Origin of the sequence: Streptomyces sp. CBMA123, assembly GCF_014596465.1 — a bacterium.
Classification (GTDB): Bacteria; Actinomycetota; Actinomycetes; order Streptomycetales; family Streptomycetaceae; genus Kitasatospora.
Window position 1 is genome coordinate 17,044 of sequence record NZ_MECK01000634.1, and the last position, 15,250, is coordinate 32,293.

The following is a 15,250-nucleotide window of genomic DNA, read 5'->3' on the forward strand; positions in this document are numbered from 1 at the left end:
GACGTCCGTCTCGTAACTCACTGTGAGGTTACGTAGAGTAAGGTAGTTGCGTCAAGCCGAATGGGGCAGTCGTGCGAATAGCCCGCATCGTCGGCGCATCTGGTATGTGAACCCGGCGAAGCGGAATGGTGGCGGTCCATTTGCCCGTCCGGCGCGCTGGTAGGATGACCCGAAGCCCACGCCCGGTCGGCGGGGGCAGATTCCCAGACATCCTTTAAGGCCCGTCCAGTGAGGCGGGGAAGGAGGTCCGCTTCGGCATGACCACACACCACGAACAGACGCCGCGGCCGCCGCACCAGGTGCTGGACGCCACGGACATCGCCCGGGTCGTCACCCGGATAGCGCACGAGATCGTCGAGCGCGCCAAGGGCGCGGAGGACGTCGTGCTGCTCGGCATCCACACCAGGGGCGTCCACCTCGCCCGCCGCCTGCACGGCAGGCTGGCCCAGATCACCGGGCGCGAGATCCCGCTGGGCACCCTGGACATCACCATGTACCGGGACGACCTGCGGCTGAAGCCCGCCCGCGCCCTGGAGCACACCGAGATCCCGCCCGGCGGCATCGACGGCAAGCTCGTCATCCTCGTCGACGACGTGCTGTTCTCCGGCCGCACCATCCGCGCCGCGCTCGACGCGCTGAGCGACATCGGCCGCCCGCGCGCCGTGCAGCTCGCCGTCCTCGTCGACCGCGGCCACCGGGAGCTGCCGATCCGGGCCGACTACGTGGGCAAGAACCTCCCGACCTCACTGCGCGAGGCCGTGCAGGTCCGGCTGGCCGACACCGACGGCGTGGACGCCGTCCTGGTCGGCGACCGCGACCACACCGCCCGCAGCTCGCAGGCCATGGCCTCCCAGCCCACCGAACCGCACCTCCCGGAGTAACCCGCGTGAAGCGCCACCTCGTCTCCGCCGCCGATCTCAGCCGCGACGACGCGCTGCTGATCCTGGACACCGCCGAGGAGCTGGCCCAGCTCTCCGGCCGGGCCGTCAAGAAGCTGCCCACGCTGCGCGGTCGCACCGTCGTCAACCTCTTCTTCGAGGACTCCACCCGGACCAAGACCTCCTTCGAGGCCGCCGAGAAGCGGCTGTCCGCGGACGTCATCAACTTCTCCGCCAAGGGCTCGTCCGTCTCCAAGGGCGAGAGCCTCAAGGACACCGCGCTGACCCTCCAGGCGATGGGCGCCGACGCGGTCGTCATCCGGCACCACGCCTCGGGCGCGCCGGCCCGGCTGGCCCAGTCCGACTGGCTGCACGGCAGTGTGATCAACGCCGGTGACGGCACCCACGAGCACCCCACCCAGGCGCTGCTCGACGCCTTCACCATGCGCCGCCACCTCAACGCCGGGTCGGGCAACGACCTCGCGGGCCGCCGGGTCACGATCGTCGGCGACATCCTGCACAGCCGGGTCGCCCGCTCCAACGTGCACCTGCTGACCACCCTCGGTGCCCAGGTGACCTTCGTCGCCCCGCCGACCCTGCTGCCGATCGGCATCGAGAACTGGCCCTGCGAGGTCAGCTACGACCTCGACCGGGTGCTGCCCAAGACCGACGCCCTGATGATGCTGCGGGTGCAGCGCGAGCGGATGAACGCCGCGTTCTTCCCGACCGAGCGCGAGTACAGCCGCCGCTACGGCATGAACGGCATCCGGATGGCCCAGCTGCCCGGGCACGCCATCGTGATGCACCCCGGCCCGATGGTCCGCGGCATGGAGATCACCGCCGAGGTCGCCGACTCGCCGCGCTGCACCGTGGTCGAGCAGGTCGCCAACGGCGTCTCCGTCCGGATGGCCGTCCTGTACCTGCTGCTCGGCGGCGCCGTCTTCGCCGACGGACCCGCCGAACCCGCCGCCGCCCCCCGCACCGACTCCGTGGAGACCGCTCAGTGACCAGCTACCTGATCCGCAACGCCAAGATCCTGGGCGGCGCCCCGCAGGACCTCCACCTCGCCGACGGCGTGATCCAGGCGATCGGCACCGGCCTGGCCGTCGAGGCGGACATCGAGATCGACGCCACCGGCATGATCGCCCTGCCCGGCCTGGTCGACCTGCACACCCACCTGCGCGAGCCCGGCCGCGAGGACGCCGAGACCGTGCTCACCGGCACCCAGGCCGCCGCGATGGGCGGTTTCACCGCCGTGCACGCGATGGCCAACACCACCCCGGTGGCCGACACCGCCGGTGTGGTCGAGCAGGTCTGGCGGCTCGGCCAGGAGGCCGGCTACTGCGACGTGCAGCCGGTCGGCGCCGTCACCGTCGGCCTCGGGGGCAAGAAGCTCGCCGAGCTGGGCGCCATGCACGAGTCCGCGGCCGGCGTCCGGGTCTTCTCCGACGACGGCAAGTGCGTGGACGACGCGGTGCTGATGCGCCGCGCCCTGGAGTACGTCAAGGCCTTCGACGGCGTCGTCGCCCAGCACGCCCAGGAGCCGCGGCTGACCGAGGGCGCCCAGATGAACGAGGGCCAGGTCTCCGGGGAGCTCGGGCTGGGCGGCTGGCCGGCCGTCGCCGAGGAGTCGATCATCGCCCGCGACGTGCTGCTCGCCGCGCACGTCGGCTCCCGGCTGCACGTCTGCCACCTCTCCACGGCCGGCTCGGTCGAGATCGTCCGCTGGGCCAAGTCCAAGGGCTGGGACGTCACCGCCGAGGTCACCCCGCACCACCTGCTGCTCACCGACGAGCTGGTCCGCTCCTACGACCCGGTGTACAAGGTGAACCCGCCGCTGCGCACCGCCGAGGACGTCCAGGCGCTGCGCAAGGCGCTCGCCGACGGCACCATCGACGCCGTCGCCACCGACCACGCGCCGCACCCGGCCGAGGACAAGGACTGCGAGTGGGCCGTGGCCGCGATGGGCATGGTCGGCCTGGAGACCGCGCTGTCGGTCGTGCAGCAGACCATGGTCGACACCGGCCTGCTGAACTGGGAGGGCGTCGCGGACCGGATGTCGCACCGCCCGGCCCGGATCGGCCGTCTCAGCGGGCAGGGCCGGCCGATCTCGGTGGGTGAGCCCGCCAACCTGGTGCTCTTCGATCCCGCGTACCGTGGTGCCGTGAACCCCGAGAGCTTCGCCACCCGCAGCCGCAACACCCCTTACAAGGGCATGGACCTGCCCGGACGGGTGCACGCCACCTTCCTGCGCGGCCGCGCCACCGTGCTGGCCGGTGAGCTGGCCGAGCAGGGCGGCATCGCGTGACGGCGTACGCCACGCTCGCCAGGGAGCAGGCGAAGGTCACCGACTGGCCCGGCTACATCGGCTGGTCGGTCGGGCTGCTGATCATCATCGGCCTGGTCTACTGGCTGATGCGCCAGGGCTGGAACTGGCGGCGCACCCTGCAGTCCGGGATCCCGCCGCTGCCCGCCGTGCCGGCCCGCGCCGGGCGGACCATCCTGGAGACCAGCGGGCGGTACCACGGCACCACCACCGCCGGGAACTGGCTCGACCGGGTCGTCGCGCACGGCCTGGGCACCCGCAGCCGGGCCGACCTCACCCTCGGCGAGGACGGGCTGCTGGTGCACCGCCCCGGCGACGTCGACTTCTGGATCCCGGCCGAGCACCTCACCGGTGCCCGGACGGACTCCGGGATCGCCGGCAAGGTCGTCCCCTCCGGGTTGCTGGTGGTCAGCTGGGCCCACGAGGGCACCGAGCTGGACTCCGGCTTCCGGGCCGACCACCCCGACGAGCACACCGCCTGGGTCGAGGCGATCACCCAGCTCGCAACACGTACTACGAAGACGAAGAAGACGGAAGAGGCCGCGCAATGACCGCACCTGCCCCCACCACGCAGCGCCAACGGCGGGAGCGTGTCCCTGCCGTGCTCGTCCTGGAGGACGGCCGGACCTTCCGCGGTCAGGCCTACGGCGCGACCGGCGAGACCTTCGGCGAGGCGGTCTTCAACACCGGCATGTCCGGCTACCAGGAGACCCTGACCGACCCGTCGTACCACCGCCAGGTGGTCGTGATGACCGCCCCGCAGATCGGCAACACCGGCTGGAACGACGAGGACGACGAGTCCCAGCAGATCTGGGTCGCCGGCTACGTCGTGCGCGACCCCGCCCGGGTGGCGTCCAACTGGCGCTCCCGCCGCTCGCTGGACGAGGCGCTGACCCGCCAGGGCGTCGTCGGCATCAGCGGCATCGACACCCGCGCGCTGACCCGCCACCTGCGCGAGCGCGGCGCGATGCGCTGCGGCATCTTCTCCGGCGAGACGCTGGCCGACCCGGCCGCGCTGCTCGCCCGGGTGCAGCAGGCGCCCGAGATGAAGGGCGCCGACCTGTGCGCCGAGGTCGCCACCACCGAGCCGTACATCGTCCCCGCGATCGGTGAGAAGAAGTTCACCGTCGCCGCGCTGGACCTCGGCATCAAGGCGATGACCCCGCAGCGGATGGCCGAGCGCGGCATCGAGGTGCACGTGCTGCCGGCCAACTCCACCCTGGAGGACCTCTACGCCGTCAACCCGGACGGCGTCTTCTTCTCCAACGGCCCGGGCGACCCGGCCACCGCCGACCACCAGGTCGCCGTCGCGCAGGGCGTGCTGGAGCGCAAGACCCCGTTCTTCGGGATCTGCTTCGGCAACCAGATCCTCGGCCGTGCCCTGGGCTTCGGCACCTACAAGCTCAAGTACGGCCACCGCGGCATCAACCAGCCGGTGCAGGACCGCACCACCGGCAAGGTCGAGGTGACCGCCCACAACCACGGCTTCGCCGTGAACGCGCCGCTGGACAAGGTGAGCGACACCCCCTACGGGCGGGTCGAGGTCTCCCACGTCTGCCTCAACGACGACGTGGTCGAGGGCCTCCAGGCGCTCGACGTGCCCGCCTTCAGCGTGCAGTACCACCCCGAAGCGGCCGCCGGCCCGCACGACGCCGCCTACCTGTTCGACCGCTTCGTGAAGCTCATGGAGGGCCAGCGTGCCTAAGCGCACTGACATCAAGTCCGTCCTGGTGATCGGCTCCGGCCCGATCGTCATCGGCCAGGCCGCCGAGTTCGACTACTCGGGCACCCAGGCCTGCCGCGTTCTCAGGGCCGAAGGCCTGCGGGTCGTGCTGGTCAACTCCAACCCGGCCACGATCATGACCGACCCGGAGATCGCCGACGCCACCTACGTCGAGCCGATCACCCCGGAGTTCGTCGAGAAGATCATCGCCAAGGAGCGCCCCGACGCGCTGCTGCCGACCCTGGGCGGCCAGACCGCGCTCAACACCGCGATCTCGCTGCACGCGGCCGGCACGCTGGAGAAGTACGGCGTCGAGCTGATCGGCGCCGACGTCGAGGCGATCAACAAGGGCGAGGACCGCGAGCTGTTCAAGGGCGTCGTCGAGGCCGTCAAGGCCAAGATCGGCCACGGCGAGTCCGCCCGTTCGGTCATCTGCCACACCATGGACGACGTGCTCGCCGGCGTCGACACGCTCGGCGGCTACCCGGTCGTGGTCCGCCCCTCCTTCACCATGGGCGGCGCCGGCTCCGGCTTCGCCCACCACGAGGAGGACCTGCGCCGCATCGCCGGCCAGGGCCTGGCCCTCTCGCCGACCACCGAGGTGCTCCTGGAGGAGTCCATCCTCGGCTGGAAGGAGTACGAGCTGGAGCTGATGCGCGACAAGAACGACAACGTCGTGGTCGTCTGCTCCATCGAGAACTTCGACCCGATGGGCGTGCACACCGGTGACTCGATCACCGTCGCCCCGGCGATGACCCTCACCGACCGCGAGTACCAGATCCTGCGCGACATCGGCATCGCCGTCATCCGCGAGGTCGGCGTCGACACCGGCGGCTGCAACATCCAGTTCGCCGTCAACCCCGTCGACGGCCGGGTCATCGTCATCGAGATGAACCCGCGCGTCTCCCGCTCCTCGGCGCTCGCCTCCAAGGCCACCGGCTTCCCGATCGCCAAGATCGCCGCCAAGCTGGCCGTCGGCTACACCCTGGACGAGATCCCCAACGACATCACCGAGGAGACCCCGGCCTCCTTCGAGCCGACCCTCGACTACGTCGTGGTCAAGGTGCCGCGGTTCGCGTTCGAGAAGTTCCCGAGCGCCGACGCGACGCTGACCACCACCATGAAGTCCGTCGGCGAGGCCATGGCCCTGGGCCGCAACTTCCCCGAGGCGCTGCAGAAGGCGCTGCGCTCGCTGGAGAAGAAGGGCTCCCAGTTCGACTGGACCGGTCCGGTCGGCGACAAGGCCGAGCTGCTGACCAAGGCCACCGTGCCGACCGATGGCCGGATCAACACCGTGATGGACGCCATCCGGGCCGGCGCCACCCCGGACGAGGTGTTCGAGTACACCAAGATCGACCCGTGGTTCGTCGACCAGCTCTTCCTGCTGGACGAGATCGCCGGCGATCTGGCCGAGGCCGCCGAGCTCACCCCCGAGCTGCTGCGCCACGCCAAGCGGCACGGCTTCTCCGACCAGCAGATCGCGGAGATCCGCGGCCTGCGCGCGGACGTCGTCCGCGAGGTGCGCCACGCCCTCGGCATCCGCCCGGTGTACAAGACCGTCGACACCTGCGCCGCCGAGTTCGCCGCCAAGACCCCGTACTTCTACTCGTCCTACGACGAGGAGAGCGAGGTCGCCCCGCGCACCAAGCCGGCCGTGATCATCCTCGGCTCGGGCCCCAACCGCATCGGCCAGGGCATCGAGTTCGACTACTCCTGCGTGCACGCCTCCTTCGCGCTCGCCGAGGCCGGGTACGAGACCGTCATGGTCAACTGCAACCCGGAGACCGTCTCCACCGACTACGACACCTCCGACCGGCTCTACTTCGAGCCGCTCACCCTGGAGGACGTGCTGGAGATCGTCCACGCCGAGCGGCAGGCCGGACCGCTGGCCGGCGTGATCGTCCAGCTCGGCGGCCAGACCCCGCTGGGCCTGGCCCAGGCGCTCAAGGACAACGGCGTGCCGATCGTCGGCACCCAGCCCGAGGCGATCGACCTCGCCGAGGAGCGCGGCGCCTTCGGCCGCGTGCTGCGCGACGCCGGGCTGCCCGCCCCCAAGCACGGCACCGCCTTCTCCTTCGCAGAGGCCAAGGCGATCGCCGACGAGATCGGCTACCCGGTCCTGGCCCGCCCGTCCTACGTGCTCGGCGGCCGCGGCATGGAGATCGTCTACGACGAGGCCTCGCTCGCCTCCTACCTGGAGCGGCACGCCGGTCTGATCTCCGAGCACCCGGTGCTGATCGACCGCTTCCTGGACGACGCGGTGGAGATCGACGTCGACGCGCTCTACGACGGCACCGAGCTCTACCTCGGCGGCGTCATGGAGCACATCGAGGAGGCCGGCATCCACTCCGGCGACTCCGCCTGCGCGCTGCCCCCGATCACCCTGGGCGGCTACGACATCAAGCGCCTGCGCACCTCCACCGAGGCCATCGCGCGCGGCGTCGGCGTCCGCGGCCTGATCAACATCCAGTTCGCACTGGCCGGGGACATCCTCTACGTGCTGGAGGCCAACCCGCGCGCCTCCCGCACCGTCCCGTTCACCTCCAAGGCGACCGCCGTGCCGCTGGCCAAGGCCGCCGCCCGGATCTCGCTCGGCGCCACCATCGCCGAGCTGCGCGCCGAGGGCCTGCTCCCGGCCGAGGGCGACGGCGGCACGCTGCCGGCCGACGCCCCGATCGCGGTCAAGGAGGCCGTGATGCCGTGGAGCCGCTTCCGCGACATCCACGGCCGCGGCGTGGACACCGTGCTCGGCCCGGAGATGCGCTCGACCGGCGAGGTCATGGGCATCGACAAGGTCTTCGGCACCGCCTACGCCAAGGCGCAGTCCGGCGCGTACGGCGCGCTGCCGACCAAGGGCAAGGTCTTCGTCTCGGTCGCCAACCGGGACAAGCGCAACCTGGTCTTCCCGGCCCGGGCGCTGGTCGGCCTCGGCTTCGAGGTGCTCGCCACCGCCGGCACCGCCGAGGTGCTGCACCGCGGCGGCATCCCGTCCACGCTGGTGCGCAAGCACAGCGAGGGCGAGGGCCCGAACGGTGAGCGGACGATCGTCCAGCTGATCCACGACGGCGAGGTCGACCTGATCATCAACACGCCGTACGGCACCGGTGGTCGCCTCGACGGCTACGAGATCCGCACCGCCGCGGTCTCCCGCGGGGTGCCGTGCCTGACCACCGTCCAGGCGATGGGCGCGGCCGTCCAGGGCATGGACGCGCTGCTGCGCGACGAGGTCGGAGTGATGTCCCTCCAGGAGCACGCCGAGCTGATCAACGCCGGTCGCAAGTAGCACCACCGCAGTGGGGGGCACCGGAGCCAGTCGGGTGCCCCCCACTTCCATGACCAAGTCCGGTCATCGATCCGGGAGTTGACCCCACTTTGTACAAGTTCCTGTTCGACCTCGTGTTCAAGAAGATGGACCCGGAGAAGGCCCACCACCTCGCCTTCTTCTGGATCCGGCTGGCCTCCTCGGTGCCCGGCCTGCGCACCCTGGTGCGACTGGTGCTCGCCCCACGCGACCGGGCGCTGCACACCAGGGCCCTCGGCCTGGACCTGCCCGGCCCGTTCGGGCTCGCGGCCGGCTTCGACAAGAACGGCGTCGGCATCGACGGCCTGGCGATGCTCGGCTTCGACTACGTCGAGATCGGCACCATCACCGGCGAGCCCCAGCCCGGCAACCCGACGCCCCGGCTGTTCCGCCTGGTCGAGGACCGCGCGCTGATCAACCGGATGGGCTTCAACAACCAGGGCTCGGCCAGGGTCGCCGCCCGGCTGGCCGCCCGCCCGCACACCAGCTCCACCCCGGTGATCGGCGTCAACATCGGCAAGACCAAGGTGGTCGAGGAGGCCGACGCCGTCGCCGACTACGTCAAGTCGACCGAGCGGCTGGCCAAGTACGCCGACTACCTGGTGGTCAACGTCAGCTCCCCGAACACCCCCGGGCTGCGCAACCTCCAGGCCGTCGACCACCTGCGCCCGCTGCTCGCCGCCGTCCGCGAGGCCGCCGACCGCACCACCGCGCACCGCGTGCCGCTGCTGGTCAAGATCGCCCCCGACCTGGCCGACGAGGACATCGACGAGGTCGCCGACCTGGCCCTGGAGCTGGGCCTGGACGGCATCATCGCCACCAACACCACGATCGGCCGCGAGGGCCTGCGGGCCGACGCCGAGCGGGTCCGGGAGATCGGCCTGGGCGGCCTGTCCGGCGCCCCGCTGAAGGCCCGCGCCCTGGAGGTGCTGCAGCGGCTGCGCGCCCGCACCGAGGGCCGGCTGACGCTGGTCTCGGTCGGCGGCGTGGAGACCGCCGAGGACGCCTGGCAGCGGATCATCCACGGCGCCGACCTCGTGCAGGGCTACAGCGCCTTCATCTACGAGGGGCCGTTCTGGTGCCGCCGGATCCACCGGGGCCTCTCCGCCCGGGTCCGCGCCGCGGGCTTCCGCAACCTGGCGGCGGCCGTCGGCAGCGCCGTCCGCAGCTCGTGAACCCCTGTACTGGATCTGGAAAGGACGACATGACCCTCGCCCCGTTCGGTGCCCGGCTGCGCCAGGCCCTCGACACCCGCGGCCAGCTCTGCGTCGGCATCGACCCGCACGCCTCCCTGCTCTCCGCCTGGGGGCTCGGTGACGACCTCGCCGGGCTGGAGACCTTCAGTCGCACCGTGGTGGAGGCGCTGGCCGACCGGGTGGCCGTGCTCAAGCCGCAGGCCGCCTTCTTCGAGCGCTTCGGCAGCAAGGGCGTCGCGGTGCTGGAGAAGACCGTCGAGGAGGCCCGTGCGGCCGGTGCGCTGGTGCTGATGGACGCCAAGCGCGGCGACATCGGCTCCACCATGGCCGCCTACGCGGAGGCCTTCCTGTCGCCCGGCAGCCCGCTGTTCTCGGACGCCGTGACGGTCAGCCCGTACCTGGGCTTCGGCTCGCTGCGCCCGGCCCTGGACCTGGCTCGCGAGCAGGGCTGCGGGGTGTTCGCGCTGGCGCTCACCTCCAACCCGGAGGGCGCCGAGGTGCAGCGCGCGGTCGGCGCGGACGGCGAGCCGGTCGCCGCGTCGGTGCTGCGCCAGCTGGCGGCCGAGAACGCGGACGCGGCGCCGCTGGGCTCCTTCGGCGCGGTGGTCGGCGCGACGCTGGCCGACGCGGGCGTGGACCTGGCCATCAACGGCCCGCTGCTGGCCCCCGGGATCGGCGCCCAGGGCGCGACCATGGCGGACCTGCCGCGGGTGTTCGGCGCCTCGGTGATCAACGTGGTGCCGAGCGTCAGCCGGGACGTGCTCAAGCACGGGCCGTCGGTGCCGGCCCTGCGGGAGGCCGCGGAGCGCTTCGTCGGCGAGTTCGCGGACGCCGTCAAGTAGCGGAGGCGGCCCGGCCGGTGGCCGGCTGGTAGCCGACCGGTGACCGTACGCAGTGTCCGCAGGACGGCGGGGCGGCACCGGAGTTGACGTGAGCGCCGTCACATCGACCCCGTCAAAGTTTCGCAATCGCGGTCATTTTGCCCCGGAAAGTCCTGGTCGGCCTTGGCTGACCAGGACTTTTCGTGTTCTTTTCCTGACGCGGCGCCGCAATGCGGGTAGTGTCCGGCGATAGGTCATCGGCGAGTTGCGAAATCTGTAGCTCCCGCAGGTCAGGGCCCTGTGGTTCCCCATTGGGCTCCCCTTGCGGACGGTGTCCCGGTACCAAACCAGTCATAGCTCAATCCCTTCCTTCCACACCCTGAGGTGAACGGCGTGGCTCTTCCGCCCCTTACCCCTGAACAGCGCACCGCCGCGCTCGCCAAGGCCGCCGAGGCTCGCCGGGAGCGCGCCGAGGTCAAGAACCGGCTCAAGCACTCCGGCGCCTCCCTGCACGAGGTGATCAAGGCCGGCAAGAACGACAACGACGTGATCGGCAAGATGAAGGTGTCGGCCCTGCTGGAGTCCCTTCCGGGCGTCGGCAAGGTTCGTGCCAAGCAGATCATGGAGCGCCTCGGCATCAGCGAGAGCCGCCGTGTCCGCGGTCTCGGAACGAACCAGATCGCCTCCCTGGAGCGTGAGTTCGGCGGTGGCGCCGTCTGACCGTGCCCCGTGGTCCCGGGATCGTCCGCGATCCGGGATAATCGGTGCATGAGTGAGCGTCCGCGGCTGACCGTGCTCTCCGGCCCTTCGGGGGTCGGCAAGAGCACGGTCGTCGCTCATATGAGGAAGATGTACCCCGAGGTCTGGCTCTCGGTGTCGGCCACCACCCGGCACCCGAGGCCCGGCGAGAAGAACGGGGTCCAGTACCACTTCGTCGACAATGACGAGTTCGACAAGCTGATCGCCAACGGCGAGCTGCTCGAGTGGGCCGAGTTCGCGGGCAACCGCTACGGCACCCCGCGTGCGGCCGTACTGGAGAAGCTGGAGCGCGGCGAGCCCGTCCTGCTGGAGATCGACCTGCAGGGCGCCCGCCAGGTGCGCGAGTCGATGCCGGAGGCCCAGCTGGTCTTCCTGGCGCCGCCGAGCTGGGACGAGCTGGTCCGTCGGCTGACCGGCCGGGGCACCGAGGCGCAGGACGTGATCGAGCGGCGGCTGGAGGCGGCCAGGGTCGAGCTCGCGGCCGAGGCCGAGTTCGACAGGACCCTTGTCAACACCTCCGTCGAGCAGGTAGCGGCCGAACTGCTAGCCTTGCTCGGTGTAGCCTGACCTGTCAGTCTTTTCCACCCTTTCGGAAGGTTTTCGCGTGTCCTCTTCCATGACCGCGCCCGAGGGCATCATCAACCCGCCGATCGACGAGCTGCTTGAGGCCACCGACTCGAAGTACAGCCTCGTGATCTACGCCGCCAAGCGCGCGCGCCAGATCAACGCGTACTACTCCCAGCTCGGCGAGGGCCTGCTGGAGTACGTCGGCCCGCTGGTCGACACCCACGTGCACGAGAAGCCGCTGTCGATCGCGCTGCGCGAGATCAACGCGGGCATGCTGACCGCCGAGGCGGTCGAGGGCGCCGCCTGAGGCAGCCTCGTACCTGTCCCGGAGGGCCCGGCGGAATTCGTTCCGCCGGGCCCTCCGGCGTTTTCCGGCCCCGGTGGGCCGGGCCGCGGTGTGGGGCGCGGCTGAGGGGTCGTAGGGTGGGCGGGTTCCGGATCGGGAGAAAGGTGGGTGTCTGACGGTGGACGCTCCTCGGGTGGCTCTGGGTGTCAGCGGCGGGATCGCCGCCTACAAGGCGTGCGAGCTGCTGCGCCGGTTCACCGAGTCCGGCCACCAGGTCACCGTGGTGCCCACCGCGGCGGCGCTGCACTTCGTCGGCGAGGCCACCTGGGCCGCGCTGTCCGGCCGCCCCGCCGCCACCGAGACCTGGGAGCGCGTGCACGAGGTGCCGCACGTGCGGATCGGGCAGCAGGCCGACCTGGTGGTGGTCGCCCCCGCCACCGCCGACCTGATCGCCAAGGCCGCCCACGGGCTCGCCGACGACCTGCTGACCAACACCCTGCTCACCGCCTGCTGCCCGGTCGTCCTGGCGCCCGCCATGCACACCGAGATGTGGGAGCACCCGGCCACCCGGGAGAACGTCGCCACCCTGCGCCGCCGCGGTGTGATCGTGCTGGAGCCGGCCGTCGGGCGGCTCACCGGCAAGGACACCGGCAAGGGGCGGCTGCCCGAGCCCGGCGCGATCTTCGAGGCCTGCCGGGCCGTGCTGCGCCGGGGCGGGGCGGTGCCGACCGACCTGGCCGGCCGGCACGTGGTGGTCTCGGCCGGCGGCACCCGGGAGCCGCTGGACCCGGTGCGCTTCCTCGGCAACCGCTCCTCCGGCAAGCAGGGCTACGCGCTCGCCGTGACGGCCGCGGCGCGCGGGGCGCGGGTGACCCTCGTCTCCGCCAACGCCGAGCTGCCCGACCCGGCCGGGGTGGACGTGGTGCACGTCTCGACCGCGCTGGAACTGCGCGCGGCGGCGCTGAAGGCGGCCGCGGACGCGGACGCCGTGGTGATGGCCGCGGCGGTGGCGGACTTCCGGCCCGCCGAGTACGCGACCGGCAAGATCAAGAAGGTCGAGGGGGTCGAGCCGGCTCCGGTGGCGCTGGTCCGCAACCCCGACGTGCTGGCCGAGCTGTCGGCGCACCGCCCCCGTTCGGGCCAGCTGGTGGTGGGTTTCGCGGCGGAGACCGACGACGTGCTCGCCAACGGCCGCGCCAAGCTCGCCCGCAAGGGCTGCGACCTGCTGGTGGTCAACGAGGTGGGCGACGGAAAGGCCTTCGGGCAGGACGTCAACGAGGCCGTGGTGCTGGGCGCGGACGGCAGCGAGACCCCCGTACCGGTGGGCCCCAAGGAGGCCCTCGCGGACGTGATCTGGGATCTGGTCGCAAAGCGGCTGGAACCGGGTCGGAACTGATCGAGACCCGCTGGAGAACGGTCTTGATTTCCGGAAGCGGGTGACGTTCGGCGGAAGCAGACCGTTAGAATCCAGGAATCAAGTCTTTCCGGATGTCCCCGGTTCGCCGGGGGCCTTCAGTCAGCAGCCGCTGCAACCCCAGGGAGCGCTGTGTCTCGCCGCCTGTTCACCTCGGAGTCCGTGACCGAGGGACACCCCGACAAGATCGCTGACCAGATCAGCGACACCATCCTTGACGCGCTCCTCCGTGAGGACCCGACCTCCCGGGTCGCCGTGGAGACGCTCATCACGACCGGCCAGGTGCACGTGGCCGGCGAGGTGACCACCAAGGCGTACGCCCCGATCGCCCAGCTCGTCCGGGACAAGATCCTGGAGATCGGCTACGACAGCTCCAAGAAGGGCTTCGACGGCGCCTCCTGTGGCGTGTCGGTGTCCATCGGAGCCCAGTCGCCCGACATCGCGCAGGGTGTCGACACCGCGTACGAGGCCCGGGTCGAGGGCGACGAGGACGACCTGGACAAGCAGGGGGCCGGCGACCAGGGCCTGATGTTCGGCTACGCGTCCGACGAGACGCCCGAGCTGATGCCGCTGCCGATCACCCTGGCGCACCGCCTCTCCCGCCGCCTCACCGAGGTCCGCAAGAACGGGACCATCCCGTACCTGCGCCCTGACGGCAAGACCCAGGTCACCATCGAGTACGACGGCGACAAGGCCGTCCGCCTCGACACCGTGGTCGTCTCCACCCAGCACGCCAGTGACATCGACCTGGAGTCGCTGCTCACCCCGGACATCCGCGAGTTCGTCGTGGAGCCGGAGCTGAAGGCGCTGGCCGAGCAGGGCATCAAGCTGACCACCGACGGCTACCGCCTGCTGGTCAACCCGACCGGCCGCTTCGAGATCGGCGGCCCGATGGGCGACGCCGGCCTCACCGGCCGCAAGATCATCATCGACACCTACGGCGGCATGGCCCGCCACGGTGGCGGCGCCTTCTCCGGCAAGGACCCGTCCAAGGTGGACCGCTCGGCCGCGTACGCGATGCGCTGGGTGGCGAAGAACATCGTCGCCGCCGGCCTCGCCCGCCGCGCCGAGGTGCAGGTCGCGTACGCGATCGGCAAGGCCGAGCCGGTCGGCCTGTTCGTGGAGACCTTCGGCACCGAGAGCGTGCCGGTCCTCTCCATCCAGAAGGCCGTCTCCGAGGTCTTCGACCTCCGCCCGGCCGCGATCATCCGCGACCTGGACCTGCTGCGGCCGATCTACTCGCAGACCGCCGCGTACGGCCACTTCGGCCGTGAGCTGCCGGACTTCACCTGGGAGCGCACCGACCGGGTGGAGCAGCTGAAGGCTGCCGTCCAGGACTGACCCCCCGGGCTTCGAAGCGGCGTCCGCCCCTGTTCGGGGGCGGGCGCCGCTCCGCTGTGTGCGCGGTGTCGGTGTGACCTGGTAGTACTTGGGAGCGATGAGCAGCACAGGGGAGAACGGGGCCGCCGAGCCGGAGCAGCTGGCGTTCATCCGGGAGACGGTCAAGCGGGCCAAGCCCCGGACGTGGCATGGGGCCAAACGGGCCGAACACCTGCCGGTGGCCCGGGTCGTGGTGGACAAGGGTGTGCTCACCATCGACAAGCTCTTCGACTACGAGGTGCCGGCGGCCATGGCCGAGGAGGCCCAGCCGGGCGTCCGGGTGCGGGTGCGCTTCGGGGCGCGGGTGGTCAAGGGCCAGCGCGAGGGCGGGGAACTGCACGACGGGTTCATCGTCGCCCGGCTGGAGAAGAGCGACTTCGCCGGCCCGCTCGCCCCGCTCGCCCAGGTGCTCTCACCCGAACCGGTGCTCAGCCCGCAGCTGCTCCGGCTCTGCCGCACCGTCGCCGACCGGTACGCCGGCACCCTGGCCGACGTGCTGCAGCTCGCCGTACCGCCCCGGCACGCCAAGGCCGAGGCCGAACCCTCCCCGCCGCCGCTGCCGCGCCCGCCGGCCCCCGCCCCCGGCGGCTGGCAGCGCT

General features: G+C 71.3%; 13 protein-coding genes and 1 pseudogene. All 14 read left to right on the forward strand.

Annotated features, from left to right (window positions below):
* Positions 1 to 257 precede the first annotated feature (257 nt).
* Positions 258 to 881: a bifunctional pyr operon transcriptional regulator/uracil phosphoribosyltransferase PyrR gene (pyrR, locus tag BG452_RS43890; RefSeq protein WP_188309991.1), complete on the forward strand. Its 624-nt coding sequence runs from the start codon at positions 258 to 260 to the stop codon at positions 879 to 881.
* Between the two features lie 5 nt (positions 882 to 886).
* Positions 887 to 1,885 (forward strand): aspartate carbamoyltransferase catalytic subunit, encoded by a 999-nt coding sequence (locus BG452_RS43895; RefSeq protein WP_188309992.1) that lies wholly within the window; start codon positions 887 to 889, stop codon positions 1,883 to 1,885.
* The gene (locus BG452_RS43900) at positions 1,882 to 3,186 is read left to right on the forward strand and encodes a dihydroorotase (protein ID WP_188309993.1); all 1,305 of its coding nucleotides are present in this window, start codon (positions 1,882 to 1,884) and stop codon (positions 3,184 to 3,186) included. Before BG452_RS43895 ends, BG452_RS43900 begins: the two co-directional genes overlap by 4 nt.
* Positions 3,183 to 3,755 carry a hypothetical protein gene (locus tag BG452_RS43905; RefSeq protein WP_188309994.1) on the forward strand — a complete coding sequence of 191 codons (573 nt, stop codon included), beginning with the start codon at positions 3,183 to 3,185 and terminating at the stop codon, positions 3,753 to 3,755. Before BG452_RS43900 ends, BG452_RS43905 begins: the two co-directional genes overlap by 4 nt.
* Positions 3,752 to 4,909, forward strand: coding sequence for a glutamine-hydrolyzing carbamoyl-phosphate synthase small subunit (gene carA, locus BG452_RS43910; RefSeq protein WP_188309995.1), 1,158 nt, complete (start codon positions 3,752 to 3,754; stop codon positions 4,907 to 4,909). Before BG452_RS43905 ends, carA begins: the two co-directional genes overlap by 4 nt.
* Positions 4,902 to 8,210, forward strand: coding sequence for a carbamoyl-phosphate synthase large subunit (carB, locus tag BG452_RS43915; RefSeq protein ID WP_188309996.1), 3,309 nt, complete (start codon positions 4,902 to 4,904; stop codon positions 8,208 to 8,210). Before carA ends, carB begins: the two co-directional genes overlap by 8 nt.
* 89 nt (positions 8,211 to 8,299) lie before the next feature.
* On the forward strand, positions 8,300 to 9,403 hold the full coding sequence (locus BG452_RS43920) for a quinone-dependent dihydroorotate dehydrogenase (RefSeq protein WP_188309997.1): 1,104 nt from the start codon (positions 8,300 to 8,302) through the stop codon (positions 9,401 to 9,403).
* A 29-nt stretch (positions 9,404 to 9,432) separates the two neighbouring features.
* On the forward strand, positions 9,433 to 10,266 hold the full coding sequence (gene pyrF, locus BG452_RS43925; RefSeq protein ID WP_188309998.1) for an orotidine-5'-phosphate decarboxylase: 834 nt from the start codon (positions 9,433 to 9,435) through the stop codon (positions 10,264 to 10,266).
* A 372-nt stretch (positions 10,267 to 10,638) separates the two neighbouring features.
* Positions 10,639 to 10,965: an integration host factor, actinobacterial type gene (gene mihF / locus BG452_RS43930; RefSeq protein WP_188309999.1), complete on the forward strand. Its 327-nt coding sequence runs from the start codon at positions 10,639 to 10,641 to the stop codon at positions 10,963 to 10,965.
* Positions 10,966 to 11,013: 48 nt separating this feature from the next.
* On the forward strand, positions 11,014 to 11,571 hold the full coding sequence (gene gmk / locus BG452_RS43935) for a guanylate kinase (protein ID WP_188310000.1): 558 nt from the start codon (positions 11,014 to 11,016) through the stop codon (positions 11,569 to 11,571).
* A 37-nt stretch (positions 11,572 to 11,608) separates the two neighbouring features.
* On the forward strand, positions 11,609 to 11,878 hold the full coding sequence (gene rpoZ / locus BG452_RS43940) for a DNA-directed RNA polymerase subunit omega (RefSeq protein ID WP_188297240.1): 270 nt from the start codon (positions 11,609 to 11,611) through the stop codon (positions 11,876 to 11,878).
* Positions 11,879 to 12,035: 157 nt separating this feature from the next.
* Complete coding sequence (coaBC, locus tag BG452_RS43945; RefSeq protein ID WP_188310001.1) at positions 12,036 to 13,253, forward strand: bifunctional phosphopantothenoylcysteine decarboxylase/phosphopantothenate--cysteine ligase CoaBC; 1,218 nt, start codon at positions 12,036 to 12,038, stop codon at positions 13,251 to 13,253.
* A gap of 150 nt (positions 13,254 to 13,403) precedes the next feature.
* Positions 13,404 to 14,612 carry a methionine adenosyltransferase gene (gene metK / locus BG452_RS43950; protein ID WP_188310002.1) on the forward strand — a complete coding sequence of 403 codons (1,209 nt, stop codon included), beginning with the start codon at positions 13,404 to 13,406 and terminating at the stop codon, positions 14,610 to 14,612.
* A 97-nt stretch (positions 14,613 to 14,709) separates the two neighbouring features.
* Positions 14,710 to 15,250, forward strand: a pseudogene (locus tag BG452_RS43955) (primosome assembly protein PriA); the annotation flags it as partial.

Coding starts and splice junctions, on each gene's coding strand:
- pyrR (WP_188309991.1), top strand. CDS start 258: ATGACCACACACCACGAACAGACGCCGCGGCCGCCGCACCAGGTGCTG.
- carA (WP_188309995.1), top strand. CDS start 3,752: ATGACCGCACCTGCCCCCACCACGCAGCGCCAACGGCGGGAGCGTGTC.
- pyrF (WP_188309998.1), top strand. CDS start 9,433: ATGACCCTCGCCCCGTTCGGTGCCCGGCTGCGCCAGGCCCTCGACACC.
- gmk (WP_188310000.1), top strand. CDS start 11,014: ATGAGTGAGCGTCCGCGGCTGACCGTGCTCTCCGGCCCTTCGGGGGTC.